Source organism: Streptomyces sp. NPDC059256 (assembly GCF_042753785.1).
Taxonomy (GTDB): Bacteria; Actinomycetota; Actinomycetes; order Streptomycetales; family Streptomycetaceae; genus Streptomyces.
The window spans coordinates 69,806-96,009 of sequence record NZ_JBHYZO010000020.1 but is presented as its reverse complement, the minus strand read 5'-3'; the positions used below and the strand labels follow the sequence as shown (position 1 = coordinate 96,009).

At 69.6% G+C, this 26,204-nt stretch carries 23 protein-coding genes; 11 read left to right on the top strand and 12 right to left on the bottom strand.

The features are described 5' to 3' along the window. Positions 1-12 precede the first annotated feature (12 nt). Positions 13-339: an SHOCT domain-containing protein gene (locus tag ACFXJL_RS28765; RefSeq protein WP_329014768.1), complete on the top strand. Its 327-nt coding sequence runs from the start codon at positions 13-15 to the stop codon at positions 337-339. Between the two features lie 250 nt (positions 340-589). Here ACFXJL_RS28765 and ACFXJL_RS28760 read toward each other — a convergent pair whose 3' ends face one another. Both ACFXJL_RS28760 and ACFXJL_RS28755 read right to left on the bottom strand, forming a co-directional pair. After that, entirely contained in the window at positions 590-1,096 is a 507-nt protein-coding gene (locus tag ACFXJL_RS28760) for an ATP-binding protein (protein ID WP_384697122.1), read from the bottom strand. Positions 1,097-1,345: 249 nt separating this feature from the next. Continuing rightward, entirely contained in the window at positions 1,346-1,672 is a 327-nt protein-coding gene (locus ACFXJL_RS28755) for a hypothetical protein (RefSeq protein WP_329014762.1), read from the bottom strand. 203 nt (positions 1,673-1,875) lie between these two features. Between ACFXJL_RS28755 and ACFXJL_RS28750 the strand changes: the two genes are divergently transcribed. Continuing rightward, positions 1,876-3,009, top strand: coding sequence for a PLP-dependent cysteine synthase family protein (locus ACFXJL_RS28750; RefSeq protein ID WP_358880257.1), 1,134 nt, complete (start codon positions 1,876-1,878; stop codon positions 3,007-3,009). Between the two features lie 9 nt (positions 3,010-3,018). Here ACFXJL_RS28750 and ACFXJL_RS28745 read toward each other — a convergent pair whose 3' ends face one another. Both ACFXJL_RS28745 and ACFXJL_RS28740 read right to left on the bottom strand, forming a co-directional pair. Beyond that, positions 3,019-3,453 (bottom strand): SRPBCC family protein, encoded by a 435-nt coding sequence (locus ACFXJL_RS28745; RefSeq protein ID WP_384697118.1) that lies wholly within the window; start codon positions 3,451-3,453, stop codon positions 3,019-3,021. 6 nt (positions 3,454-3,459) lie between these two features. Continuing rightward, positions 3,460-4,296 (bottom strand): DeoR/GlpR family DNA-binding transcription regulator, encoded by an 837-nt coding sequence (locus tag ACFXJL_RS28740; protein ID WP_358880259.1) that lies wholly within the window; start codon positions 4,294-4,296, stop codon positions 3,460-3,462. A 142-nt stretch (positions 4,297-4,438) separates the two neighbouring features. Between ACFXJL_RS28740 and ACFXJL_RS28735 the strand changes: the two genes are divergently transcribed. Beyond that, on the top strand, positions 4,439-7,009 hold the full coding sequence (locus ACFXJL_RS28735; RefSeq protein ID WP_384697115.1) for a hypothetical protein: 2,571 nt from the start codon (positions 4,439-4,441) through the stop codon (positions 7,007-7,009). Here the strand turns inward: ACFXJL_RS28735 and ACFXJL_RS28730 are convergent. From ACFXJL_RS28730 to ACFXJL_RS28720, 3 genes are all read right to left on the bottom strand, one after another. Then, a complete protein-coding gene (locus ACFXJL_RS28730) occupies positions 6,979-9,414 on the bottom strand; it encodes a right-handed parallel beta-helix repeat-containing protein (RefSeq protein WP_358880261.1) in 2,436 nt (811 codons plus the stop codon). The two genes, ACFXJL_RS28735 and ACFXJL_RS28730, sit on opposite strands and share 31 nt — an antisense overlap. A 229-nt stretch (positions 9,415-9,643) precedes the next feature. Further along, positions 9,644-10,252 (bottom strand): hypothetical protein, encoded by a 609-nt coding sequence (locus ACFXJL_RS28725; protein WP_358880262.1) that lies wholly within the window; start codon positions 10,250-10,252, stop codon positions 9,644-9,646. Between the two features lie 273 nt (positions 10,253-10,525). After that, entirely contained in the window at positions 10,526-10,990 is a 465-nt protein-coding gene (locus tag ACFXJL_RS28720; protein ID WP_384697111.1) for a DUF6643 family protein, read from the bottom strand. Positions 10,991-11,245: 255 nt separating this feature from the next. Between ACFXJL_RS28720 and ACFXJL_RS28715 the strand changes: the two genes are divergently transcribed. Then, positions 11,246-12,577, top strand: coding sequence for a TerD family protein (locus ACFXJL_RS28715; RefSeq protein WP_384697108.1), 1,332 nt, complete (start codon positions 11,246-11,248; stop codon positions 12,575-12,577). A gap of 45 nt (positions 12,578-12,622) precedes the next feature. On the opposite strand, the gene ACFXJL_RS28710 is transcribed toward ACFXJL_RS28715, so the two are convergent. Further along, positions 12,623-13,798 (bottom strand): glycosyltransferase, encoded by a 1,176-nt coding sequence (locus tag ACFXJL_RS28710; protein ID WP_384697105.1) that lies wholly within the window; start codon positions 13,796-13,798, stop codon positions 12,623-12,625. 58 nt (positions 13,799-13,856) lie between these two features. Between ACFXJL_RS28710 and ACFXJL_RS28705 the strand changes: the two genes are divergently transcribed. After that, the gene (locus tag ACFXJL_RS28705; protein ID WP_384697102.1) at positions 13,857-14,636 is read left to right on the top strand and encodes a glutamate racemase; all 780 of its coding nucleotides are present in this window, start codon (positions 13,857-13,859) and stop codon (positions 14,634-14,636) included. A gap of 94 nt (positions 14,637-14,730) precedes the next feature. Further along, positions 14,731-15,309, top strand: a complete 579-nt coding sequence (locus ACFXJL_RS28700; protein ID WP_358880266.1) for a hypothetical protein — start codon at positions 14,731-14,733, stop codon at positions 15,307-15,309. A gap of 144 nt (positions 15,310-15,453) precedes the next feature. Here ACFXJL_RS28700 and ACFXJL_RS28695 read toward each other — a convergent pair whose 3' ends face one another. Then, complete coding sequence (locus ACFXJL_RS28695; protein ID WP_384697099.1) at positions 15,454-16,530, bottom strand: O-antigen ligase family protein; 1,077 nt, start codon at positions 16,528-16,530, stop codon at positions 15,454-15,456. 373 nt (positions 16,531-16,903) lie between these two features. On the opposite strand from ACFXJL_RS28695, the gene ACFXJL_RS28690 reads away from it, so the two are divergent. The 3 genes from ACFXJL_RS28690 to ACFXJL_RS28680 all read left to right on the top strand — a co-directional run bounded on the left by ACFXJL_RS28690 (position 16,904) and on the right by ACFXJL_RS28680 (position 19,995). Continuing rightward, positions 16,904-17,671, top strand: coding sequence for a hypothetical protein (locus ACFXJL_RS28690; protein WP_358880268.1), 768 nt, complete (start codon positions 16,904-16,906; stop codon positions 17,669-17,671). 173 nt (positions 17,672-17,844) lie between these two features. Then, positions 17,845-19,473 (top strand): apolipoprotein N-acyltransferase, encoded by a 1,629-nt coding sequence (gene lnt, locus ACFXJL_RS28685; protein ID WP_384642562.1) that lies wholly within the window; start codon positions 17,845-17,847, stop codon positions 19,471-19,473. 9 nt (positions 19,474-19,482) lie between these two features. Then, positions 19,483-19,995 carry an NUDIX domain-containing protein gene (locus ACFXJL_RS28680; RefSeq protein ID WP_358880269.1) on the top strand — a complete coding sequence of 171 codons (513 nt, stop codon included), beginning with the start codon at positions 19,483-19,485 and terminating at the stop codon, positions 19,993-19,995. A gap of 51 nt (positions 19,996-20,046) precedes the next feature. On the opposite strand, the gene ACFXJL_RS28675 is transcribed toward ACFXJL_RS28680, so the two are convergent. Then, positions 20,047-20,445, bottom strand: a complete 399-nt coding sequence (locus tag ACFXJL_RS28675) for a YybH family protein (RefSeq protein WP_384697094.1) — start codon at positions 20,443-20,445, stop codon at positions 20,047-20,049. 228 nt (positions 20,446-20,673) lie between these two features. On the opposite strand from ACFXJL_RS28675, the gene ACFXJL_RS28670 reads away from it, so the two are divergent. Continuing rightward, positions 20,674-21,399, top strand: coding sequence for a Clp protease N-terminal domain-containing protein (locus ACFXJL_RS28670; RefSeq protein ID WP_384697092.1), 726 nt, complete (start codon positions 20,674-20,676; stop codon positions 21,397-21,399). Positions 21,400-21,827: 428 nt separating this feature from the next. Here ACFXJL_RS28670 and ACFXJL_RS28665 read toward each other — a convergent pair whose 3' ends face one another. Continuing rightward, on the bottom strand, positions 21,828-22,751 hold the full coding sequence (locus ACFXJL_RS28665; RefSeq protein ID WP_358880272.1) for a MurR/RpiR family transcriptional regulator: 924 nt from the start codon (positions 22,749-22,751) through the stop codon (positions 21,828-21,830). 418 nt (positions 22,752-23,169) lie between these two features. Between ACFXJL_RS28665 and ACFXJL_RS28660 the strand changes: the two genes are divergently transcribed. Next, positions 23,170-25,701 carry a SpoIIE family protein phosphatase gene (locus ACFXJL_RS28660; protein WP_384697088.1) on the top strand — a complete coding sequence of 844 codons (2,532 nt, stop codon included), beginning with the start codon at positions 23,170-23,172 and terminating at the stop codon, positions 25,699-25,701. Between the two features lie 12 nt (positions 25,702-25,713). Here ACFXJL_RS28660 and ACFXJL_RS28655 read toward each other — a convergent pair whose 3' ends face one another. Next, positions 25,714-26,028 carry a DUF6299 family protein gene (locus tag ACFXJL_RS28655; RefSeq protein ID WP_384697086.1) on the bottom strand — a complete coding sequence of 105 codons (315 nt, stop codon included), beginning with the start codon at positions 26,026-26,028 and terminating at the stop codon, positions 25,714-25,716. Positions 26,029-26,204: the final 176 nt, after the last annotated feature.

Below are 26,204 nucleotides of genomic sequence, written 5' to 3'. Positions count from 1 at the left end.
AGCTGAACCACGATGAACACACTGGCGTACGGGCCCGGCCCCGGGCCCTGGATCCTGCTGATGCCGTTGATCTGGTGCGCGGTCGTCGTCGGGGTGGTCGCCCTGGTGCGCCGCACGGGCATGTGGCGCACGGCGGACGGGCGCCGGGGGTACGACGGGCGCCCGCTGCGGCCGGGGCGGATCGGCCACTCAGGACGGGAGGAGTCCGGCGAGAACTCGCCGATCGCCCTCCTCGGCCGACGGTTCGCCGCCGGCGAGATCGACGAGGACGAGTACTGGCGACGGCTCTCCGTCCTCGACGAGCAGTTCGGTCGGCCGCTCCGGGGCGGCGACGACTGACAGCGAGGGTCGGGTCAGCCCCGGTCGTGCCGTCGGTGCGGCGGCCGGGGCGGCTCGTGCGGATGGTCCCGCGAAGGCGCGTGGAATGCCAGGGCGGAAGCCATGCCGCCAGGTACGGGCCCATCCCGGCTGCCCATCCCGGTTGCCCGGCCCAGTTCCCCCGAACGGGTGTCCCGATCGAGTCGGCGACAAGGCCCAGCTGCCGACAGACGGCGTCGGCGGGAAACCGGCGTGGCCGTGACGGCGCCGGCTAGGGCTGGGCCGCCCCGGCGAGTTCGTCCTCTTCCACCGCGGCGCAGGACTCGTGCGCCTGGGGACAGGAGGAGACCTCCGCCCTCGGGGTCGCGGTCAGTGACGGCATGGCGAGCGTGAACCACACGCTCTTGCCCGAGTCGCCCCGTGGCCGTGTTCCCCAGGAGTCGCTCATCGCCGCGATCAACTCAAGGCCGCGGCCCGAGGTGGCGAACAGATCCCGGTCCGGTGCCCGGGAGATGACCGGGAGTCGTGGGTCGCTGTCATGGACCGAGATGGTGAGCCGATCGAGGAGCCATTCCACGTCGACGACGCAACTCTTGTCCGGCTCAGCGTGTTGATGGACGTTGGCCAGCAACTCGGTGACACCGAGGGCCGCCTGGTCGACCAGAGGGTCGAGATGCCAGTAGCGCAACTGCGCCGATACGATTCTGCGGACCTGGCCGATCCGCGACGGTAGGGCCTGGAGCTCCACCGTGCAGTGCCTGCTTGGCTTGCTGATCACGGCTGCGACTCCCCGAAATGAGTCGGAAGAAGACGGAAGTCCGATCCAGCAGTTGATGTCTGCTGATTCTTGATCGACGGCAACCTCACCCCAGCGTCACCGGCGATGCACCCAGAGTCATGTGACACCAGCGTGAACCAGTCAAGCCTGTCCTGCAACTCAGGGGCCGACGCTGCGCCCTCGGCGCGCGAGCCCGCACACGGCGGGAATCGGCCCGCATCTCAGACACGGCGGGAATCGGCCCGCATCTCAGTCGTCGCTGACGCCCGCTCCATGGACCGCCTTCAGGAACTGGCCGTTCAGCGCCTCGGCCTCCGACTGGTGGTGATCGCGCTGTCCCATGGTCAGCCGGTACCGCTTGCCGTTGACCGTCAGCGCGGTACTCGCCTCATCGGTGAACCACGCCTTGCCCGCCCGGACCGCGCGGACCGGGGCGCTGTCGATCACCCGGCCATAGCTGGTCAGTAGCTCCAGCCGGCCCTTCTTGATCAGCACCTGGCCTGACTTGGTCAATGAGCGCGGCCAGCGCTCGATGCGTACCCCCGTGGCCCGGAACTCGGGCTCAACCATGTCCATCGACCCTCATCCCCCTTCTTCGTCTCATCCCTGCTGGCAGTCTGCCCAACTCCGGCCGTTCACACCAGCATGAAGCGCTCCCTACCCCGCGACTGCGCCCACAACGGACCCCTATGGCTACCCAAAGTGAATGTTTGTGCAGGTGGGGGGCTTACTGTGACGAGGAGGCACAAGAGTTCCCAGCGCGACGAGGGGCGACGGATATGAGTACCGACGACAACCATGTGACCGATGGGGCCATGGCGACGGCGGATGTGGACCGTAGTGATCCGGACTATCGGGCATGGCTCAAAGAGGCCGTACGCAAGGTCCAGGCCGACGCCAATCGTTCCGCCGACACCCATCTGCTGAAGTTCCCCCTGCCGGACGAGTGGGGCATCGACCTCTACCTCAAGGACGAGTCGACCCATCCGACCGGCAGCCTCAAGCACCGGCTCGCCCGCTCTCTCTTCCTCTACGGCCTCTGCAACGGATGGATCAGACCCGGAAAGCCGGTCATCGAGGCGTCCAGCGGGTCCACCGCCGTGTCGGAGGCGTACTTCGCCAAACTCGTGGGCGTCCCCTTCGTCGCGGTGATGCCCCGCACCACCAGCCCCGAGAAGATCCGGCTCATCGAATTCCACGGCGGACAGTGTCACTTCGTCGATGATTCCCAGCGCATGTACGAGGAGTCGGCCGCGCTCGCCGAACGGACCGGTGGCCACTACATGGACCAGTTCACCTATGCCGAGCGGGCGACCGACTGGCGGGGCAACAACAACATCGCCGAATCCATCTACCAGCAGTTGCAACGGGAGCGGTACCCGGAACCCACCTGGATCGTCGCGACCGCGGGCACCGGCGGCACCTCGGCGACCATCGCCCGCTACGTCCACTACATGCAGCACGACACCATGGTCTGCGTGCCCGACCCGGAGAACTCCTGCTTCTTCGACGGCTGGACCGCCGGCGACCCCCGGGCTGTGAGCGCCGCCAGTTCGCGCATCGAAGGAATCGGCCGACCCCGCATGGAACCGAGCTTCGTCCCGGGTGCCATCGACCGGATGATGAAGGTGCCCGACGCGGCGAGCATCGCTGCCGTCCGGGCACTCGACCGGGTGATCGGCCGCAAGGCGGGCGGTTCCACCGGTACGGGCCTGTGGAGCGCCTGGAAGATCGTCTCGGAGATGGTCGCCACGGGAGAGCGGGGAAGCGTGGTCACCCTGCTCTGCGACCCGGGCGACCGCTACCTCGACAAGTACTACTCGGACGAGTGGCTTCGGGACCAGGGCCTTGACATCGCCCCCTACGCACGCCAGATCGACACCTTCCTTGCGACGGGCGCCTGGCCGAGTTGACGCATCGCCCTACCCACCCAACAGACCGTTGAGCGCCCGGCCGAAGACCATCCGACCCACCCGGGCGACCATTCGGTCCAGGAAGCCGGGCACCCACGCGATGCGCAACTCCTCGGTCCAGACCACGACGGTGCCCGAACCCCGTCCCAGGACCTCGACCTCCGCCCAGCCGCGCACGACCCGGCCCCGCTTCTCCAGTCGGTAGCGACCCGCGGCATTCCCTTCGGGCGGCTGCCACTCCACGACCTCCATCGGATCGTCGATCCCCACCGGCCCCACCGCGGATCGCACGGTGAACGCGCTTCCGACCCGGGTCGGTCCCCCGGTCATGTCGGAGACCCGCGTCAAGGGCATCCGTGCCGCATGTGCTCGCCAGTCGGTCACCCGGCGCCACACCTCGTCGATCGGCAGGGTGACCGCGCGGGTCAGTCGGAACGACGCCATCGCTCATCAACCACCCTGCACATCGGTGCCACCGGCGACGACGAGCCCCGGTAGATGCTCCGAGATCTGCTCCTGCGCCTCCTTGGACAGGCCGGCATCGGTCACCAGCGTGTCGACCTCGGCCAGCCGTGCGAAGGAACTAAGGCCCACCGTGCCCCACTTGGTATGGTCCGCGACCACGACGACCCGGCGCGCCGCCCGTACAAAACGCCTATTGGTCTCCGCCTCCGCCAGGTTGGGCGTGGACAGTCCCGCCTCGATCGAAATTCCGTGCACTCCGAGGAAGAGGACGTCGAAGTGGAGCGACCGGATCGCCTGATCGGCCACCGGACCCACCAGGGAGTCGGACGGCGTCCGCACTCCACCGGTCAACACCACCGTGGCGGCCCCGGGGCGCGTCACCCCGCCCGTGCCTCCGCGTTGCGCGGTGTGGAAGACATCGGCCACCCGGACCGAGTTGGTGACCACCGTCAGATCGGGCACATCGAGAAGGTGATGGGCCAGGGCGAACGTCGTGGTCCCACCCGACAGCGCGATGGCAGTCCCGGGCACGGCCATCGCCACGGCGGCCCTTGCGATGTCCTCCTTGGCGCTCAACTCCAGGGCGGATTTGGCTTCGAAGCCCGGTTCGTGCGTACTGGCCTCGACCACCGGCACCGCACCGCCGTGCACCTTCTCGATGACGCCCTGTCGGGCGAGGGCGTCGAGATCACGACGCACGGTCATGTCGGAAACGCTGAGCTTGCGCGTGAGTTCATTGACCCGTACTCCGCCACGCCTGCGGACCTCGTCGAGAATGAGGGCACGCCGCTGCTCCGCGAGCAGGTTCTGATTGTCGGTCACTTCCGTGGCCGGTCCTTCCATGTCGTCCTGCGCCGCCTGTTTTCGAGGCGCCCCATACTCCCACGGAGCCCTGGGCGCGGTGTCGCGGAGATTCCGTGAGGGCGCTGTGACAAGCCGCCGTTATCCGGGATTCTTAGGAGGAATGACGCGTGCGGCCGTACGGCCGACGTCCCCGGCCAGAGAGCGAGTCACACCGGTGCCATCTGCGATGTCGGCCCCGAAGAGCGAGGGTCCAGCACTGGAACTGCTGGTCCACGGTGTTGGCGGGGCGAGCCCCCAGGAGATACTGGGCGACCCTCGGACCGTCCGGGTCTCCGGTGATGAGAAGGCCGCGATCTTCCGGCGCTGCGACGACGAGAAGGCCGAAAGAGACCCCGAGCGCGGCCGTGACCAGCCCATCCCCGAGGCGTACTGCTGGTCCAACCTCACCTCGGGCAACAGCGCGCGTGCCCTGTGGCTGCTGCTCCTCCCCTTCATGGTCGTCAACCTGGCGCACTGGATGCGTCCGCGCGCACCGGGCCGCCCGGGGATGAGCAGGGCGTACGGCGTCCTGGTGCGACTGGTCGCGCTCAGTCTGACCGTGTTGCTGACCGCCGCCGCGTGCGAGGTGGCGCTCGATCTGGTGGCCTGGCAGTGCGCCGGAGTCGCATCGTGTGCCAACAGCCGTTCCTGGTTGGGATTCCTCTCCCCGGAGCAGGGCGGCTGGTGGTCCCAGCCCGGTCGACGGCTGGCCCTCGCCTCCTTGGTCCCGACCGCCCTGGTGGGCCTGCTCTGGTACCTCTCCAACCGGACCTGGAACGCGTACGAGTCGCAGCGCCCGCCGACCGGCGCCGAGGTGGCCGACGGCGAAGCGGGCCCCGGCCCGCAGCAGCGTGGGAGCACGGCCGCCACCGACTCCTCCGCCACGCACGATACGGACGACGCCAATGCGGACGTCGACGCCGACGTCGACGTCGACGTCGACGCTGAGGTCGAGCCAGAGCCGGGGGTGCGCCCGGCAGGTCCGTCAGCCCTGGGAAGGCCCGGATTCTGGTACGGCCGCAGGCTCGTCGCCCGTCTCCGCGCCGCACACACCGCCGTCGGTCTGCTCACCGTCTCCGCCGCGATCACCGGAGCAGCGGCCCGGCACGACCGGGCTGCCGACAGCGTCCTGTTGACGATCTGCGGATGGGTGCTGGAGACCCTGCTGGCCCTCGGATTCCTCGCCGTCCTCGCCGTCGTCTTCCGCCGCGGTCGCAGCGAACGAAGCTTCGACGCCAGGTTGGACCGCGTCGCCGTCCGTCGGCTGCCCGCCGCGGCGATCGCCCTCTGGGTCCTTGCCCTCCTGTACGCCGGTTGGCCCCGCCCGGACTGGGTGTCCCACGGGGCGCTGCCCGGGGACGCCGCCTTCCGGCTGATCGCCCTCACCCAAGTGGTCCTGGTCGTGGCCCTCGCGGTCACCGCCGTCGTCCTCCAACGGCAGGCCCGCCACCCGCGCACCGCCCTGCGAGGAGTCGCCGGCCCGGCGGTCGCCATGCTCGCGTGCGCGCTCGGCGGGGTGATGACCGGAGGTGTCGCACAGCGGGTCGCCGACTGGCTGGACGGGCCCGGCACCCCGGGAATGGACGGACAGGGCAACATCCCCGGCCCGCCCGTGCTGCTGAGTTGGCAGGCTTCCGTCATCCCCGTACTCCTGCTCGTCCTGATCGTGCCCGCCGTCGTTCTTGCGGTCCGCGTCCTCCTCGCGACGCGCCGTCTCGGACCGGGCATCGAGGCCGAGTACGAGGCGAGGGAGCGGATCCGACCGAGCGACGTATGGCGTCCCGACCGGGTCCGCACCCGACGGATCGCCGGTGCGCGGGCGCGCGCCGACCTCACCGATGCCGCGCCCCGGATGGTGGGGATCATCGCCGGCACCACGCTCGTCCTGGGGTTGGGCGCGGTCCTGGGGGCCTGGATCAGCGGTGCGGTACCCGGTCGGGCCTTCGCGGGCGGCGGGTGGGCCGAGTCCTTCGCCGAAGCCGCGCAGGCACTGGGCTCCTGGCTGGTCGGTTTCGGCTTCATACTGTTCGTCACCTGGGGCCGTCGCGCCTATCGTGATGCCTCCGCCCGCCGCACCATCGGCATCCTGTGGGACGTGGGAACCTTCTGGCCCCGGGCCGCCCACCCCTTCGCCCCGCCCTGTTACGCGGAACGCGCCGTACCGGACCTCACCTGGCGCATGTGCACCTGGACCGAGCAGACCGGCGGTCGACTGGTGATCTCCGGTCACTCCCAAGGCAGCGTGCTGGCCGCTGCCGCCGTCTGGCAACTCCCGGCCGCCACCCGTCATCAAGTGGCGCTGCTCACCTACGGTTCTCCGCTGGAGAGGCTCTACGGACGCTGGTTCCCCGCCTACTTCGGCCCAGGCGCACTCGGCGATCTACAGGGCGAGGTCGAGGGCTGGCGCAATCTCTGGCGGCCCACCGACCCCATAGGGGGACCGGTGCTGCTGCCGCCGGAGCCGGGACAACGCCCGGTCGACGGCCCACCGCTAGACGATCCGGTCGTCTACGGGCGCTCCCGCAGCCATCCGCTGCCCGAACCGATCCGGGGCCACTCCGACTACCAGGCCGACCCGGTCTTCACCGCCGAGCGACAACAACTGCTGGAGCGACTGCTCCCCACCATCCCGAGCCAACCCCACTCCTACGAGGAGCCTGCTCAGGGCAGTTCGGGCAGGTCCTCCGGGTAGAGGAGCGTCAGGTCGTCGGTGCTGACCTCCACCAGCTCGGCGACTCGACCCGCATGGCGCTCCACCATCGACTCGAAGGTCTGGCGTGCGGTCCGGCCATTGCCGAACGCCGGACCCTTGGGCAGTTCGGCGAAGTACTTCAACAGGGCCTCGCCCGTGCCCTCCGCCAGTCGGTACTCGTGTTCGTCGGCCTGCCGCTGGACGATGTTCAGCAACTCGTCCGCCTCGTAGTCCTGGAAGGTGATGGTCCGGGAGAACCGCGAGGCCACTCCGGGGTTGACCGTGAGGAATCGCTCCATCTCCGCCGTGTAGCCGGCGACGATCACCACGACCGCGTCCCGGTGGTCCTCCATCAGCTTCACCAGCGTGTCGATGGCCTCCTTGCCGAAGTCCCGGCCGGAGTCCTCGGGGGAGAGCGCGTACGCCTCGTCGATGAACAGCACCCCGCCGCGCGCCCGGTCGAACGCCTCCTGCGTCCGGATCGCGGTCGAGCCGATGTGCTCGCCCACCAGATCCACCCGGGAGACCTCGACGAGATGTCCGCGACCGAGCACACCGAGCGCCGCCAGGATCTCTCCGTACAACCGCGCCACGGTGGTCTTACCGGTGCCGGGGGAACCGGTGAAGACCAAGTGCCGACGGACCGAGGCGGCCTTGAGCCCGGCCTCCTTGCGGCGTCGTCCCACCTCGATCATGTTGGTCAGCGAGCGGACTTCCCGCTTGACGCTGTCCAGGCCGACCAGTTCGTCCAGATCGCCGAGAACCGCGTCCGGGGTCCGCGCGGGGGCGGCTGCCTCGGACGGCGGTTCCGGTTCGGTCGTGGTCCTGGTCGTGATGACGGGAGCCGGCGCCGGCGTCAACAGTCCTGAGGACTGCGCCGACGTCAGCCGATCCATGCCGGTTTCGGCGGCGATGTGTCCAGGCGTTACGGGCACCGCCGACTCGTCGCTCGTGCACTCATCGACGACGGGCGACGACGGGTCGGCGAACTCGTACCCACCGCGAGCGCACCGCTCCGTACGGCACTTGCTCAGCGTCGTGCGGCAGCCGTCCATCACATGGAAGCCGTAGCCGCCGCTGCCGGTCACCCGACAGCTCCGGAACGTGCCCCGCCCCTGCGCCGACACATAGAAACCCGCCTCGGCGGGAGAGGTGACCGTGCAGCGTTCGATGAGCGGATCCGCGCCCTTGGTGACGATGACCCCCGTCTGGGCCGCGTCGATGGTGCAGGAGTTGAGGGTGCCGCCGCTGCCGTGGTCCCGGAACCAGGCCCCGGTGGACGCCTCCCTGATCCGACAGTCGTCGAGCTGTGCGCTCGCACCGTCGCTCACCGACACCGCCGTGTTGCGGATCTGGGAGAGATCGCTGTCGACCACGTCGACCCGGGAGCCCCGGTCGAGGACGAACAGCGCGTCCGGTACGTCGTGCACCCGGCAGGAGTCCAGTACGGCCGTCGCCCCGTCACTGATCCAGACGGCGGGATAGTCGCCCGTACTGTCGTGTATTTCGCACTGGTTGGCGTCGACCCGGGTACCCGGGTCCCACACCGACAGACCGTTGCGGCCGAACCGTCGAACGGTGGAGCGGGTGAGGGTCAGCACGGAGCGCGAGCGGAGGTCGATCGCGTTCTCCGGGATGTCATGGATGTCGCAGTCGGAGAGCGTCAGTACGGCGTCGGTGTCGAGGGTGATCCCGTCGGCCGAGGTCCGGTGCACCCGGGAGTCGGTCAGATGGGCCGTCGCGCGTGACGCGATCTGCACACCCGAGCCCTTGATCTCGTAGATCTCGCAGCCGATGGCCTCCAGACCACTGCCCTCACCGGTGACCGCCAGGCCGGCCCCCGAGGCGTGGTGGACACGGCAACGCTCCAACCGGGGGTGCCCGCCCCCGCGGACCGACACGCCCGACTGGCCCGCCGAGACCACCTCGCACTCCTCGAACACGCCCCCCGCACCCTCCAGTACGGCTATGCCGACGCCTGCGGGGTTGTCGATCGTGCAGCGGCGGACGGTGGGCCTGGCGGCTCCGCGCACCTCCAAACCGGAGGCCGAGCGGGTCGAGATGCGCACGTCGATCAACTCGGGGGTGCCGTCCTCCACGAGCAGAGCCGGGGCCGTCGTGTCCTGACCCTCCACGTAGAGGTCCTGCACGGTGGCGGACGCCCTTACCGTCAGCGGCACGCCGTCGGCCGGTGCGATGCGCACCGACCCCAGGGATCCCTCGGGGCCGCGCAGTGTCACCGCCCGTTGGACCACGAGGTTCTCGCGGTACGTCCCCGGGGCGACGGTGAGGACATCGCCGTCCCCGGCGGCCTCCAGGGCTGCTGCCAAGGAGGCGTACTCGCCCGTGCGGCGCCGCCACCGCGATGTGCCCGTGTGGGTCACCTGGACCGTGCCCTGTGCCATCGTGCTGCTCTGCCCCCACCTCGTGTGTTCGGATTCGGCGCCTCGGGGAGGGGAACGCCCCCTACGGGCCTGTCTCCATCGTGACCGACTCGCCCGCGACTACCGCGCCCGCGTCAAACTCTGTCCTGAGTACGTCCTGATCGCACGACAGGCCCACTCCCCAGAAACTTCTCGACGGGGTCGCCCCACCGTAGCGCGCGCACGCGTCCGGAGTTGACGAATCAGGTGGTCAGCTGCCCGTACCGGTACGTCCCCAATCCGGTCCGACGGCAGCCCAGGCCCGGTCCAGACGGTCGTGTCTGCGCCGCACGAGACGCCACAGCACCAGGCGTCTGGCGCATTCGAGCGCTCCCGCCGCGGACAGTGCGGCGCCCGCCCCGGTGAGCGCCGAGTGCACCCGAACGGTCGCCAAGTCCAAGGGACGGGTGACCACATGACCTCGGGCGTCGGTCCAGATGGTGACTCGATCACCCGCCCGGGGTCTGTCGAGGACGGTCGCGATCGCACCGGTGTGCCTGCGACCGTCCACCGCGCGCCACTGAGCCGTCACCGTGCGCTGCTGGTGGTCTGCCGCGCTGGCGTCGGGATCGTACGAGCGGGCCTTCGCGGGAGGGGAGGGACTCACCACCGTCGCCGTGGTCTGGTGGCGCTGCAGCCGTTGGAGCCGCATCGACTGACGGAGGGAATCATCGGTGGCCGATCCGACCAGCCAACCGAACGCGGGGGCGACGGTGACCAGGAGCAGCGCGGCGCTCAACGCCATCCACGCCTCGATCTGATCGGTGGCCCGACGCAGGGGATTGCCACGCCAACGCCAGACACCCCGTGCCGCATGCATGCCCACACCCCCCTTGCCGTCCGGACAGCACGGTGCCGCACAACACCACCACGCATCCTACGAGTCCCGGTGGACCCTGTGCGTCCTGGTGCCGTGCGGCGAGCCCTGGGCCGTCCCGTCCCCTCTACCCAACGTGCGCACGGGATGCCGTGTTCCCACAGACCTCACCAGAAGGGAACACTTCACACCCATGGCAGTCCGTCGTAGGCGGTCCGGAAAGGAGAAGGGGGAGCGGGAAGGGACGCGGACGGGCGGAGGCTTGACGGACCGTCCCTAGTAACCCTGCCCTGGGTAGGGGCGGTTGTAGGAGTCGGTATAGCCGGGGCCCGGTGCCGGCGCTGGGCGAGGAGCGGCGGGACGCATCGCCTCGTAGCCCGTGGCCGGTGGACGTTGCTGCTGCGGGTAGCCCTGTTGCGCGGGATAGCCGCGGGGCGGCACCGGCTGCTGCTGCGGGATGTACGGCGCAGGAGCCTGTTGCAGCGGCATGGGCTGCGGAACCGGAACCTGTTGCCCGTAGCCGTATGCGGGCTGGGGCGCCGAAGGCCCAGCCGGAAGAGCGGGGAGTGCCGCGGGGAGCGCCGGCAGGTAGCTGTTGCCGGTGTCGTAGGCGGCAGGCACTCGGATCGGGGCGATCTGAGGCGTGCCCCGCTCTGCGACCAGGGAGTCGTAGATCGGGGTGTCAGCGAACGACGGAGCGGAGTAGTAGCCGCCGCCGTAAGTGGAGCGGGGGGAGGTCATGGCACATAAGTTAAGCCCACGATGTGGATTTGGGGAGCCCGATAAGAGGGTTGTTTCCGCAGATATGACCGACTGTTGAGCTCCAATGGGACCGAACCCGGGAAAAACGGTCGCGCTGTGACGTAGGAATCGTGTAAAGGGCGAGCTCGGAGGCGGTTACTGGTGGGTCCGGAGACGTCTGATGGGCCCGATGAGGGCTAGGTTTGACCCTCGGTGAACCAATTCAGATGCTCGGAGCTCGTGATGGGGGCAAGCATGTCCATGCAAAAAGGGAGTAACACTCCGGTGCCTGCGCCGCAGGTCCGGGTCGAACTGGGCTGGGGGGCGGGTCCCGCCGTTCCCGATGTCGATGCCTCCGCGCTGCTGCTCGACTCCGGTTCAGGCAAGGTCCGCTCGGACGCGGACTTCGTCTTCTACAACCAACCGACCCATGCCTCCGGTGCGGTTCGGCACGAAGGCAAGCAGTCCGGCTCCGATCCGGTGATCGACCGCCTCCATGTGGACCTGACCGCGGTGGAGCCCACGATCGAGCGGATCGTGCTCGCCGCATCGGCCGACGGCGGCAGCTTCGGCCAGGTACCCGGGCTCTACGTCCGGGTCACCGACGCCTCCACCGGGGCCGAGATCGCCCGGTACGACAGCCAGGACGCCAGCGTCGAGACGGCCTTCGTGCTCGGCGAGTTGTACCGGCGCCAAGGGGCCTGGAAGTTCCGTGCGGTGGGACAGGGGTACGGCACCGGGCTGGCCGGGCTGGCGACCGACTACGGGATCACCGTCGACGAACCCCAACCGACCCCGCCCCCGGTCAGCGCGGCACCGGACACCTCCAACGCCACCATGCACCTCCGCGCGCCCGCACCGACACCGACATCCGTACCCACGCCCACGCCCGCCCCGGCCCCTGCCACCACTCCGACACCCCCGGCGCCTCCGGCCGCCGCGCCCACCCCCGTACGGCTGTCCAAGGTGACGCTGACCAAGGAGACCCCGTCCGTCTCCCTCACCAAGCAGGGCGGCACCTCCGGGGCACTGCGCGTCAATCTCAGCTGGCAGGTGCGCAAGCAGTTCAAGGGCTGGGGAGCCAAGCTCGGCCGGGCCATCGCCATGCACGGCGATCTCGACCTCGACCTCTGCGCCCTCTACGAACTCACCGACGGGCGCAAGGGTGTGGTCCAGTCGCTGGGCAATGCCTTCGGCGCGCTGAACCAGGCCCCTTACATCCACCTCGACGGCGACGACCGCACCGGCGGTACCTCCGGCGAGAATCTGACCATCAACCTCGACCATCGGAACGACCTCCGTCGAGTGGTCATCTTCGTCACCATCTACGAAGGCGCGCGCAGCTTCGCCGACCTCGATGCGACGGTCACCCTCCAGCCGCAACACGGCGCGCCCATCGAGTTCTCGCTCGGCGAATGCACCGTTCCCTCCACCGTGTGCTCACTGGCGCTGATCACCAACACCGGTTCGGACCTCGTCGTGAAGCGCGAGGCCCGCTTCCTCGTGCCGGAACGGGGAGTGAGTCCCCAGCGGACCATGGACCAGACCTACGGCTGGGGCATGAACTGGACACCGGGCCGCAAGTGACCTCTTCTTGGTAGCGGTTGTAGCGGTTGTAGCGGTTGTAGCGGTTCAGCGTTCCGGTGCCGGCGTGGGGCGGGTGTACGTACGCCCCTTCCACGCCGCGCCCCGGCCGCGGTAGTGCTGCACCGCAGAATCCACGGTCATCAGCAGATAGAGCAACCCGATGAACGGCAGCAGCAGGGTGAACAACGGGGACTGCCGGTAGTAGCGCAGCGTCGGCAGGTACGTCCCCATCATCACCGCCCAGGCGAGCCCACCCGCCCAGCCCGCCACCGCGTTCGCCGTCAGGAGCGCCGCGCACACCGCGATCGGCGGTGCCAGATAGACCACGGCGAGGCACACCACGGTCCCCGCGAGCAACAAGGGGTTGTACGCCAACTGTGCGTACGCGCTCCGCGCCACCATGTGCCACAGGTCCGCCAACCGCGGATAGGGCCGCACGCTGTCCACCCGTTCGGCGAGCCCCAACCAGATCCGCCCACCCGCCCGTTGGACGGCGCGCGCCAGCGACACATCGTCGATGACCGCCTGTCGGATCGACTCGGGCACACCGGCACGTTCCGCCACCGCCCTGCGCAGCAACACGCACCCGCCGGCGGCAGCCGCGGTTCTCGCGGACGGTCGGTTGACCCACCGGAAGGGGTAGAGCTGGCCGAAGAAGTAGACGAAGGCCGGCACGATCAGCCGCTCCCAACCGCTCACTGTGCGCAGGCGCGCCATCTGGGAGACCAGATCCCAACCACCCGCCCGCGCCGCTTCCACCAGTGCGCGCAGGCTGTCGGGTGCGTGGGCGATGTCGGCGTCCGTGAACAGGAGGTACTCCGGCCCGTCCGTCCGGGCCACGGCCATGCCATGGCGCAGTGCCCACAGCTTTCCGGTCCAGCCTGGCTCCGGTTCTCCCGGGTCGACCACGGTCAGCGGCAGTCCTCCGTGGCGCCTGGCCAATTCCTGCGCCAATCCACCGGTGCCGTCCGTGCTTCCGTCGTCCACCAGGATCACCCTGGCCCGTCCCGGATAGTCCTGGGCCAGGAGGGTCACAAGGGTGGTCGGCAACATCGCGGCCTCGTCGCGTGCGGGCACCACGACGGCGACATCGGGCCAAGAACCCCGCAGGGGGACACGGTGGGGCAGTCGCTGGTCCGTACACCAGAAGAGCCCTTGGCCCAGCAGCAGCCACCCCCATGCGGCGAGCGACCCGACAGCGATCCAAGCAAGGGCGATCATGAGCCGAAGTCTGCCGCAGCCAGCCGGCGTCACCGATGCTGTCGACTATGGTGACCGGGTGAAGATCGCGCTCATGGACTCCGGAATCGGCCTCCTCGCGGCGGCGGCTGCGGTACGCAGACTCCGGCCGGACGCGGACCTCGTGCTCTCCTCCGACCCCGAGGGAATGCCCTGGGGGCCGCGCACACCGGACGATGTGACCGAGCGGGCGCTCGCCGTGGCCAGAGCCGCCGTCGCCCACGCTCCCGACGCGCTGATCGTCGCCTGCAACACCGCTTCGGTGCACGCACTGCCCACGCTCCGCGCGGAACTGGAGCCCGCTGTCCCCATCATCGGAACCGTTCCCGCGATCAAGCCCGCTGCTGCGGGCGGCGGGCCGGTGGCCATCTGGGCCACCCCCGCCACCACCGGCAGTGTCTACCAACGCCGGTTGATCGATGACTTCGCCGGCACCGCCGCCGTGACGGAAGTGCCCTGCCCGGGCCTCGCCGACGGTGTCCAACACGCGGACGACACCATGATCGACCGTGCCATTGCCGCTGCTGCGGCACTCACCCCCCGAGGCGTACGGGCGATCGTCCTCGGCTGCACCCACTACGAACTCGTGGCCGAGCGCATTCGCACAGCCGTCGGAGTACCGGTCGTCCTCTTCGGGTCCGCCGACGCGGTCGCGGCGCAGGCGTTGCGCCGGGTGGCCCGTGCGGATGCCAGCGCAGCGGGAACGGTCACCCCTGGCCGGGTCACCGTGCTCCACAGCGGCCGGGAGTCCGCACTGTCCGTGCAGGCCATGAGCTATGTCGAGGCCAGATTGCTGCACGCTGCCACTCCCGTGCGCTGACGCCGCTGGCAGTCAGGCGGCAGCACCGAAACGGCAGGGTGACCTTGCTCATGGACCCGGGCCGAGCTCCGGGAAGCTGGGTACTCTGCTTGGCATGAGGGACCACTTCGATGACTCGATGCGTCCCACCGCGCACTCCGTCGAACCCGTGCCTGCGGTGTGGACCGGCCGTGCCACCAATCGCATCCAGTGGCTGCTCGCCGTTGCGGGCGCCGCATGCATCGCACTCGGCGTGGAACTCGCCGTCGAATCGAACTGGACCGCAGGGATCGTCCCCCTGGTGATGTCCGTCGTCGGCTGCGTCGCCGCAGGTCTGCTGATGCTCTACGGAACCCTGGCCTTCGTCCATGTGGCGGTCACCGTCGACAACGACTTCGTCGAGGTTCGTTGTGGCCACATGGGGCTGCCCCGGCGGCGGATTCCCCTCTCCCACGTCGTGGGCGCGGACTTCGCACCCCAGGTCACCCCACGCCAGTGGGGCGGCTGGGGCTATCGCTGGCGCCCCGAGCGCGGCACGGCGGTCATCGTCCGCCGTGGGGAGGCCGTCGTCTTCACACTCGGCGACGGCAGAACCTTCACGGTGACGGTCGACGACGCCGAAGCGGCCGTGCGCGCCGTGCGCGATCTGCTGACTCCGGGGCATCCGGGCCACGCGGCGGCCGTCCAGGGCTGAGGTGGGCGGCTGGGCGGCACGGATCGGGCTGCCCCGGCGATGGCCCCGCGCCGATGGTTCGAGTGCTCTGCTCGGGCCGTGCGCGCCCTGAAGAGCACGATGCCTGAAGAGCACGATTCCTGGTCCCCGTGCCGGGACCGGCCGTCATGCGCGCGAGGTCAGACCCGGTGCGGCCGGTGACGCCCTGCCCTCGCTCCCGTGTACGTCATCGACCTCGACCCGTGCGGTCGCCAGTCCCGCCAGCAGCGCCGCCCCCGCGGTCACGGGGGCGAAGCTCAGGGCGTTGCTGGCCGATGCCACCACTGCCAGGGCCGTCAGCGCCGCCGCTGCGCTGAGCACCACGGGAGTGGGCCGTGGTGAGCGCCACAACCCGTACAGCAACCACCCGAATGCCGTAGCGAGCAGGATCACTCCCGGTACGCCCTGCTCGGCGGCCTGCTGTAGGGGTGCCGAATGGGGCTTGCCGTCCGCGCCCACCGAGTCCTGGGCGGTCGTGCTCCGCACTCCGAAGCGTCCCGGGCCCGCGCCCCGTACCGGCTCGGCCTCGGCCAGGGCCACCGCGTCGTGCCACAGAGCCACCCGGTGATGGGTCAGTCCGCCCTTCAACGAGTCGGTCAATCCGTCGGGCAGTGCGTCCTTCGCCACTCCCCAGGAGACGGCGGTCACCAGTGCGGCGGCCAGGGCGAGCCCCAGGAGCGCGATCGCCCGCCGTTGCATCCGGGAGGTGGCCAGTGCACAGAGCAGGACGCCCGCTGCCGCCACCGCACCAGTCACCGAAGCCAGGGCGACCGCCGTACAGACGACGGCGAAGGCCAGCATGCGCAGCAGGAGGCGGATCGCCCCGGGGCCGGCTGCCGCCGCCGCGGCGCAGGCCGCGCCAGCGGCGAGCACCAACAGGCCAGCAGTGGCTCCCAACTGCCCGGGTTGGACGGGGGTGCTCGTGTACACACCCGGTACGCCGTGCGGGGAGACGATCGCCAGGCACAGCGCGGCCACGGCGATCGCCGAGGCGGCACCCACCGGGAGGAGCGTTCCGCTGATCCTCCCGCAGGCGTATCCCGCGGCCACCGCGAACACGGCCAGGAGCACGCCCTCGGGTCTGGCGTCGCGGCCGGCCGCGCTGATCAGCGACCAGCTGGCGCAGCCGCCGAGAATCACGCCCCCGACCACATCGACCGCCCGGCCCCGCTCCTGTCTGCGGTACCCGCCTGGTCCAGCCATTCCGCCGACCCCCCGATCCATGACGGAACTCCTTGTGCCCTGCGGGTTCGACGCGGAGTCTTCGCAGGGCCGGCCCACACGGTAACGGCAGGGACACGGTTTTTGTGGACCGGGGTGAGGGAAGTCCCGATCGATGGGGATGGGCGCTGATGCCCGTGGGGCGCAGAATCGGCTGTTGCACCCCATATATGGACAACGTTCGGAGGGTTGTACACAACAGGATCTCGATTGTGCGGATGTGCGATTGCGCTGCCATCACAATCCCCGCGGGGGGTCAGTATGTTGATCATTCGCTGTCGGCGGGCCATACATTCAGGCCACGACGATTCCGAGGGGGGAGCGTCGTTCATCGACTCGAAGGAATGCCGTTCTCATGCGTCGCACCACTGTCCGCCGTACCGCCCTGGCCGCATCCGCACTCTCGCTCGCCCTGTTGGTGACCGCGTGCGGCTCCGACGAGCCCGCAGCCAAGGACAAGGCCAAGTCGGAGGCATCGAAGGGCGCAGACGCCGCCCCGGCGGCCAAGGCGCTCTCCCAGGCGGAGTTGGACAAGCTGATGCTGGAGCAGGCCGACCTCCCCAACCACAAGATCACTCCGGCCAGCAAGGTGGATCTCGTCGCGGCCAAGGGGACCAAGGCCGACAAGGCGGAGTGCACACCCCTGGTCGACGCCATGGCCCTGCGTGCCGGTGGCACTCCCGCCGCATCGGCCGGACGCAAGATCATGGGCATTCCGAAGGACCCCGCGAAGGACGCCTCGCCCGAGGAGAAGCTCAAGGCGGCCATGGACGCCCTGTCCGGCACGATCACCGGTGATGTCGTCGCCTCCTACGAGGGCCAGGAGGCGGCCGATGTGATCGCGGCGATCAAGAAGGCGGGCACCGACTGTGCCGGTGGGCTCACCGTGACCGTGCCCGGTGAGAAGGTGAAGGTCACCAAGGTGGAGCCGGCCTCGTACACCGCCGGTGACGAGGCGGTGGCCTACACCGTCAGCGTGGATCTGGAAGGCAAGCCGTCCACCGCGCATCTGGTGGCCGTCCGCAAGGGCGGCATCGTCGCCAGCTTCTTCGCGCAGAGCCTCGCCGGCTCGGCGGAGCAGCCCAAGGCGGTCATCGACGCCCAGGTCAAGAAGCTCGGCTGAACCGCCCATCGGTGCCGTACCGCCCCAGGGTCGGGTGGTACGGCACCGGTGCGTTCACTGCACACACCAGGGCTTCCCCGCCATCGAGCTGTGGTCGCCCCGCCCGTTGCCTGACCCCGTCACGGGCCGCCCAACTCGTCGGGCAGGCGTGCACTCGCCGTAGACTCCGGCAGGTGAGCGCCACCATGACACCCGTCGACGCCCCGCAGCCCGACCACATCGAGCGGCGGTCGCTGCTCCGCCGACTCGTGCGGCCGGGCGCCGCCGCGCTCTCCGGGTACCTCCTCTATCTGAGCTTCCCGCCCCGTCCGCTGTGGTGGCTCGCCGTGCCCGCGATCGCCCTCCTCGGCTGGAGCCTCCACGGGCGTCGGGCCCGGGCCGCATTCGGTCTCGGCTACCTCGCCGGCCTCGGGTTCCTGCTGCCGCTCCTCATCTGGACGGGTGAGGAGGTCGGTCCCGTTCCCTGGATCGCACTGGCCGCGGTGGAAGCCCTCTTCATCGCTGCCGCTGCTGCCGGGATCGCCCTGGTCAGCCGGTTGCCGGCCTGGCCCCTCTGGGCCGCCGGAGTGTGGATCCTGGGCGAGGCCGCCCGTGCGCGCGTGCCCTTCGGGGGTTTTCCCTGGGGCAAGCTGGCGTTCGGGCAGGCCGACGGGGTCTTCCTACCGCTCGCAGCGCTCGGTGGGACACCGCTCCTCGGGTTCGCCGTGGTCCTCTGTGGGTTCGGTCTGTTCGAAACCGTGCGTCGCGTGGTGGCGTACAGGCGCAGTGGCGCCCTGCCCCGGGGGCCGATGGCCGCGGCGCTCCTGAGTCTTCTGGTACCCGTCACGGCCGCCCTGGCCGCGCTGCCCCTCGTCGACGACTCGGCCGAGGACGGCACCGCCACGGTCGCTGCGATCCAGGGCAATGTGCCCCGGCTCGGCCTCGACTTCAACGCCCAACGGCGTGCGGTGCTCGACAACCACGTACGGCGCACCGAGGAACTGGCCGCGGATGTGAAAGCCGGCAAGGTGGCGCAGCCCGACTTCGTGCTGTGGCCGGAGAACTCGTCCGACCTCGATCCCTACCGCAACGCCGACGCCCGGGTCGAGATCGATCGGGCCGTGCGGGCCATCGGTGTGCCGACCGTCGTCGGCGCGGTGCTCACTCCCGACACGGGGAAGCTCCGCAACACCCTCATCGAGTGGGACCCCGAGCGCGGCCCCGTGAACACCTACGACAAGCGCCATGTGCAGCCGTTCGGGGAGTACATTCCCATGCGCTCCGTGGTGCGGATCTTCAGCTCGGACGTCGATCGGGTTCGCCGGGACTTCGGACCCGGGGACGAGGTGGGAGTCTTCGACCTCGCGGGCACCAAGGTGGGTCTGGTCACCTGCTACGAGGCCGCCTTCGACGACATGGCGCGGGACACCGTCACGGAAGGCGCCCAGCTGATCTCGGTACCGAGCAACAACGCCACCTTCGGCCGCAGCGAGATGACGTACCAGCAGTTGGCGATGTCCCGGGTGCGGGCGGTCGAGCACGGACGGTCCGTGGTCGTTCCCGTGACCAGCGGAGTCAGCGCCGTGATCATGCCGGATGGCAAGGTCGTCCAGAAGACCCGGATGTTCACCCCTGACGCCCTGGTCGCCGAGGTGCCGCTGCGCTCCTCGCTGACTCCTGCCACTCGGCTCGGCCTCTGGCCCGAGGCGATCCTGCTGCTCCTCGCGGCCGGAGGTCTCGGCCGGGTCGCGGTCGAGGCGGTGCGGGTTCGGCGTTCGTCCCGGGCCGCCGCCGGCTCCGAGGGAAGCACTCAAGAGCGTTAGGGTCGCGCCATGGGAACCCCTGACTTCATCCGTGACATTCGGGCAGACGCGGGCCACCAGCTGTTGTTGTTGCCAGGAGTGTCGGCCGTCGTCTTCGACGAACGGGGACGGGTCCTGCTGGGCAGGCGCGCCGACGACGGACGCTGGTCGACCATCGGCGGTATTCCCGAGCCGGGCGAGGAACCCGCGGACACCGCGGTCCGCGAGGTGTACGAGGAGACCGCCGTGCACTGCGTCCCCGAGAGCGTGGCCCTGGTCCGGGCGATGCCGAAGCCGGTCGTCTATCCCAACGGGGATCGCTGTCAGTACCTGGACATCACCTTCCGTTGCCGTGCGATCGGAGGTGAGGCGCGGGTGAACGACGACGAGTCACTGGAAGTGGGCTGGTTCGCTGTGGACGCCCTGCCCGTGTTGCCGCCCTGGGAGCGTTTCCAGGTGGAGCAGGCCATGGCCGGTGGGTCCCCGTGGTTCCAACCCGCGGGGTCGGCGGCAGGTTCGAGGACCCCGGGCGCCCTCTCGTAGGACTGCGGTACGGGCGGGGTCCATCCCCTTGTGTCAGTCCGACGGCCGTGATCAGGGATGCAGGGTGAAGGAGTGGTGTTCGTGGGCGACCTGCCAACGGCCTTCCTCCCTGCGGAACCCCAGGGTGAGTCGTAGCCGTTGGTCCGGGTCGGTGCGGAGGGTGTCCGCGTCGGCGCAGCGCAACAGTGCCTGGGCGAAGGCGACCCGGTCGCCGGCCGTGACCTCGATGGTGTCGATCTCGAAACAGGCTCCTTGCCGCTGCCAGTCGAAGAAGGGCGGCCAGGTGGCCCGGTAGGCGTCGATCCCGCGAACGCCTTGCTCGGGCGGGGGGACGTCGAACATGACGATGTCGTCGGTGTGGTCCGCGAGCACCCCCGCCAGATCCCCCTCGTGCACCGCCCGAGCCCATCGTTCGACCAGGGCCGTGATCTCCGCCGTGTCATTGCTCATCGGGTCTCCTCCTCGGAGCGGCTTGTGCGGGGCAGACTCCCGTCGGCGCCCGGACTCATCGTCCCCATGTCGTCGACGCCCTCCGGGTGTTTGCGCGCTCGCCCGAAGAAGTGTCAGCAGAAGTGTCAGCGCTTCGTCTTCGGGGCGTCCGTTCCGGCTGGGCAGCGGCGGGCACAGTCGTGTCAACTCGCGGTTGACGCCAACGAGGTGTCAACCTAAGGTTGACGCATGGAGAAGCCTGCGCAGATAGCTCAGCCCGTACGTCTCGACGATCTGATCGAGGCGATCAAGACCGCCCATCCGGACGAGCTCGACCAACTCTCGGGGGCGGTCGTCGCCGCCGACCACCTCAGCGATCTCGCCGACCACCTCATCGGTCACTTCGTGGACCAGGCGCGTCGCTCGGGTGCCTCGTGGACGGAGATCGGCAAGAGCATGGGAGTGACCCGCCAGGCCGCGCAGAAGCGCTTCGTGGCCAAAGCCGGCGAGCCGTCCGACCTCGATCCCAACCAGGGCTTCAGTCGGTTCACGACCCGGGCGAAGAATGTGGTCGTGGCCGCTCAGAACGAGGCGCACGCTGCCCGCAACCAGCACATCACCCCGATCCATCTGGTGCTGGGCCTGCTGAGCGAGCGCCAGTCGTTGGGGGCCCGTGCCCTTCAGGCGCAAGGGGTGCCGCTGGACGCGGTGCGACAGTTGGCCACGGACGCCCTTCCCTCCGCGGCGGAGGAGGTCCCCCCGCTCGTCCCGTACGACGCCGGTGCTCGGAAGGCGTTGGAGCTGGCCTATCGAGAGGCGTTGCGGTTGGGCCACAACCACATCGGCACCGAGCACGTCCTGCTGGCACTGCTGGAGCAGGAGGGCGGCGGTGGGGTCCTTGCGGCGGCCGGTGTGGACAAGGCGGGCGCCGAGGCGTACATCGCGGACGCGGTCGCCGCGGAGCAGGATGGCTGATCACGCCCGGTGGTGATTGCGGCGGCCTCGACCCAGGGGTAGACCGAGGCCGCCGAAGGGGGCATCCGCAGGGGACGGAGTGCCCTCACGGACTACCGCGGAGGCAACGCGAGGAGGACAAGCGTTCCTTCGTGGGTGTCCGGCTCTAGTGGGCCCGCACGGGCCAAGGGGAATCGGTGTCGCCGATGTCGCCCGCGGGCGGGACGGGTCCCGGCTCCGGGAGGTGATACGCACCGCTTAAGGCGGCGCGAGGGGTGATGAGCATCGTTGCGAGCTGCCGAATCCTTGGTGGCGTGGAACCGGACCGGGGATCCGAGGATCTCCGGTCACCGGTTCAGTAAATATATATACCGTTGAGTAATCAAGGGTATGAAAAAATTCATGCATATTGGTTCATCGTCGAACCTTCGGCCCCGGGCGGTCGGGGGTCAGTCCTCCAGGAAGAAGTCGTGGTGCTCCGCGGCCTGTTCGTAGCCCTCCAGCCGGACCTGGGTGCGCTGGGGGTCGGCGTCCGCCATGGCCTGGAGCAGAGCTGCGGAAAGTACACCGGGCGCCGCGTAGGAGTCGAAGACCAGCCGGGAACCGGTGGCGGCGGCGAACGTCACGTCTGCCTCGTCCGTCAGCGGGCCGAGGGCCAGATCAGTGATCAGCGCGATGCGCAGTCCTGCGCTGCGTGCTGCCCGCATGGCCGCCAGGGTCTCCTTGGCGTGCCGAGGCATCGCGAAGGCCAGCACCCAGGTCCCGCCCGCCTCCCTCGACTGGAGGAGGGCGTCATAGGCGACGCTGCCGCCCCGGGTCACCGTCCGGACATCGGGGTGGATGCGGCGCGCCGCATAGGCGAAGTACTCCGCGAGGGAGACGGAGATGCGCAGCCCGAGGACGGTCAAAGGGACCGACCGGGCCAGCTCCCCGCCGACGTCGAGCATCTGCTGTGTGTCGGCGAGCAGCCGCCGCAGGCTCTCCAGGTTGTCGATCTCGGTGTCCACCGCCGCTTGCAACTCGTTGCGGCGGTTCTCCTCGCGTGACTCGGGAGAGGCGGCCACCGCGCTGAGTGCGATCGGTTGCAGGGCCTCGCGCAGCGCGGGGTACCCGCTGAAGCCCACCGAAGCGGCGAACCGGGTGACCGACGGCTGACTCACCCCCACGCGATCGGCCAGATCGGTGATCGACAAGAACGCGGCCTCGGTGAGGTGTTCGGTGATGTACTGCGCGATACGCCGCTGGCCAGGGGAGAGCCGATGACCTCCGAAGAGGGCCAGGACCCTGTCCGTGGGGGCGGGCTCCGCATCGGGAGCCGGTCTTCCCGGCGTGATCGCAGACGCCTGTGCGCGTGTCTGCTGATCTGATGGCACCGGTGTCACTCCTTCTCGTCCCACTCCCGCCTCAACATAGCCCAGGAGCACTTGCCGTACGACGGATGTACGTGCGGGCCCTACCTGTTGTCTCAGATACCGGACGACAGGTGGACCGGTGGACCAGTCGATCGCCGCCGCGTCGGACCAGTTGCCGGGGTGAGGCATCCGGAGGTGCGCGCTCCATCATGAGATGCGCGGGCTGGTGGCTGAGGAGCATATTGGGCTTGGGCGTGTCTTTGGTCGGTCAGGATCGAACGAGCGGGGGCTGTGTCGTGCAGCGCAAGGCGGAGGAGCAGGTCCACCCGGTGGCAACCCGGCGTCCTGCGACGGCACGGGCGGCCGGGGCCGGACGCACCGGGGCGGCGACCTGGAGTCCTTTGTCCGCGATCTGCCACCACCCGAAGGAACGCCTCAGATGACCTGGTACGGCGAGGCGGGGCGGCTTCCGCCACGACCGTCGGATGCCGATGTGCAGGAGCACCCCGAGGCGTCCCCGAGCGGTCAGCGCACTCCCGGAGACCTGGACGTCGCGCTCGCCCAGGCCGCGGTCGGCGCGGCGGAAGCCGTCGGCGGATACGCGGGCGGTGTCTATCTGCGTTCCTCCACGGAGGGTCTCCTGCGGCTGGCCGTGCTCGCCGGGCTGCCGGCCAGGCTCTTCCACCCCTGGTGGCGGATGCACGCCAACCGGCCCTTCCCGGTCGCTGAGGCGTATCGCTCGGGGCGTGCGATCCACCTGGCCGACGCGGAGGAGTCCATGCGGCGATTCCCGCAGCTGATGGCGGGCCTGCCCTTCCCCTTCAGCTCGCTCTACGTCCCGATCGTCGGCGGTCGGGAGAAGTTCGGTGTGCTCGCCGTAATGAGGCGGGCCACGCCGGGCCATCCGGTCGAGAACAGTGACCGCCACCGCATCCACAACGTCGCCCGCCGACTGGCGTCGACGCTCGGCGACCTGGACCGGCGGGGCGTCCCGGTGGCCTGGGACGGCGAACCCCAACCCGTCCAACTCCCCTCCGTCAGCACGCCACTGGTCCGCATCGGCCACTTCACCTGGGAACTCGACAGCGGGACCCTGACCGTCGACGACGAGCTGTGCGCCATGGTGGGAATCGCGCCCGAGCACTTCGGGGGCACCGTGGAGGCGCTGACCGATCGGCTGCTGCACGAGGACGTGTTGGGCATCTGGGCCCTGGCACGTCAACTCGCCTCGACCGGTCGCCGGGCACGGCGCAGGATCCAGGTCCGCGGACCGGACGGGCGACCGTACTTCCTCGAACTCTCCACCGCTCCGGAGCAACCGCCCACCGTGCAGGAGGCGGTGCGGCTCGATGGCTGCCTGATCGACCTCGGGTCGGCCCCGATCGTCTTCGAGGCGACGGATCGGCTGCCGCGCGGTGTCTTCTCCATGGACCGGCTCGGCCGCATCACCTATCTCAACCACAGCGCGGAGACACTGCTCGGTCGGGCCCGGACCGAACTGACGGGCAGGGTGCTCTGGGAGGTGTTGCCCTGGCTCGGGCACACCGTCTACGAAGACCACTTCCGCGCATCCCTGATGTCGGACACCCCGGTCGACTTCGTGGCCCGCCGCACTCCGCAGGATTGGCTGGCCTTCTCGCTCCACTCGGGTCACGACGGACTGACGGCCACCGTCGTCGCCGCGGAGGAACCCTCACAAGTGCCCGAGGTGGAGCCCGCCGTCGCACCCGGGACCGTGCTCGGCCCCGGAGCCGGCTCACCCGCGGACCGGGCCTCGGCGCTCTACCGACCGGTGGCACTGGCGATCGCCCTGACCGAGGCAGTGACCGCCCGTCAAGTGTCCGCCGTCGTCACCGAGGAACTGCTGCCCGCCTTCGGCGGCCGACAACTGGCGATCTACCTCCTGCACGAACGCCATCTCTTCCTCGCCTGGGAGACCGGATTCCCCCAAGGTTTCCTCGACCGCTTCGACGGGGTGGCGCTCGACTCACGACTGCCCGGCGTGGAGACACTCACCTCCGGTCGCCCCATCTTCTTCGAGTCGATGGAGCAACTGGGTGACGCCTACCCCGGCATTCCGTTGGACGCCCACGTCGGAGCCCGGGCGTTCCTCCCCCTGATCGCCTCCGGTCGACCGGTGGGCTCCTGCATCCTCGGCTTCGACCAGCCGCGCGGATTCAGCCCCGAAGAACGCGCGGTCCTCACCGCCCTCGCCGGACTGATCGCCCAGGCACTCGCCCGTGCCCAGCGCTACGACACCGAAGCGGCGCTCGCCCGCGGGCTCCAGGACGCCCTCCTGCCACATCAACTGCCCGTGCTCGACAACGCCGCCACCGTCGGCCGCTATCTGCCCGGCACCCAGGGCATGGACGTGGGGGGCGACTGGTACGACGTCGTCGAGACCGGGGACCGGCTCGCCCTCGTCATCGGGGACGTCCAGGGGCATGGGGTCTCCGCGGCGGCCACCATGGGGCAGATCAGGAGCGCGGTCCGGGCGTTCGCACTCAGCGGGGAGGCTCCCGAAGAGGTGATGAGCGGGACCAACCGGCTTCTCATCGACCTCGATCCGGGTCAGTTCGCGAGCTGCTGCTACATCGTCGTGGACCCCTTGACCGGCCACACCCAGGCGGTACGGGCCGGCCACCCCCAGCCCTTGCTGTACCGCCCGGACGGCGTGACGGAAGTCCTCGATCTGGCGGGAGGCGTGGTGCTCGGGGTCGACGCGTCGGCCACCTACCCGGTGACGGAGCTGCGCCTAAAGCCCGGTGCCGTCCTCGCGCTGTACACCGACGGGCTGGTGGAACAGCCGGGCATCGACATCGACCTCGGAGTGGAGCGGCTGCGCAGCACCCTCGCCGAGTGCGGCGCGTCTCCGCTGGCCGAGACGGCCGACCGCCTGATCCGCGAGGCGAGGGCGGCAACCGACCGACCGGACGACATTGCGCTGCTGCTCGCCTCGCGCTGGGAGTGAACCGAGGCGCCGTCAGCTTCGCTGGAGCCGTAGCGAACCGGTGCCCGAGGTCAGGACCTTCGGGAAGGGGACCAGCCCGTGCGAGAAGTCCAGGTGGAGGAGTGTCGCCTCACTGCTCGCCGCTCCCGGAACGAGCGTTTCGGTCCCTCGGCCGGTCGCACGCCAGCTGCGCTGCTGACCGTCGCAGGTCGCCACGACCCCTTCGAGGTGGACCCGGCTGCTGCCCTGGATCGCCTGGGACCCGATCAAGACCGGGCCGATGCTCTGGGATGAGCAGCGGTAGGTGCCGGTGAGAGTGATCGCGCCATCCGAGGCGATTCTTCCCACCTGATCGATCGTGACCGTGTTCGATGAGAGCTGGGCACCGGCACTGGCGGATAGGGGCCCGACCACGAGAGCCGTGGCGATACAGGCCGAGAAAATGAGCACTGAGTGTCGAGGGATGATCATGCCTGTCCAACGAGTGTCCATCCTTGAGGTGTCGTCGCTCCGGGCGAACGGGT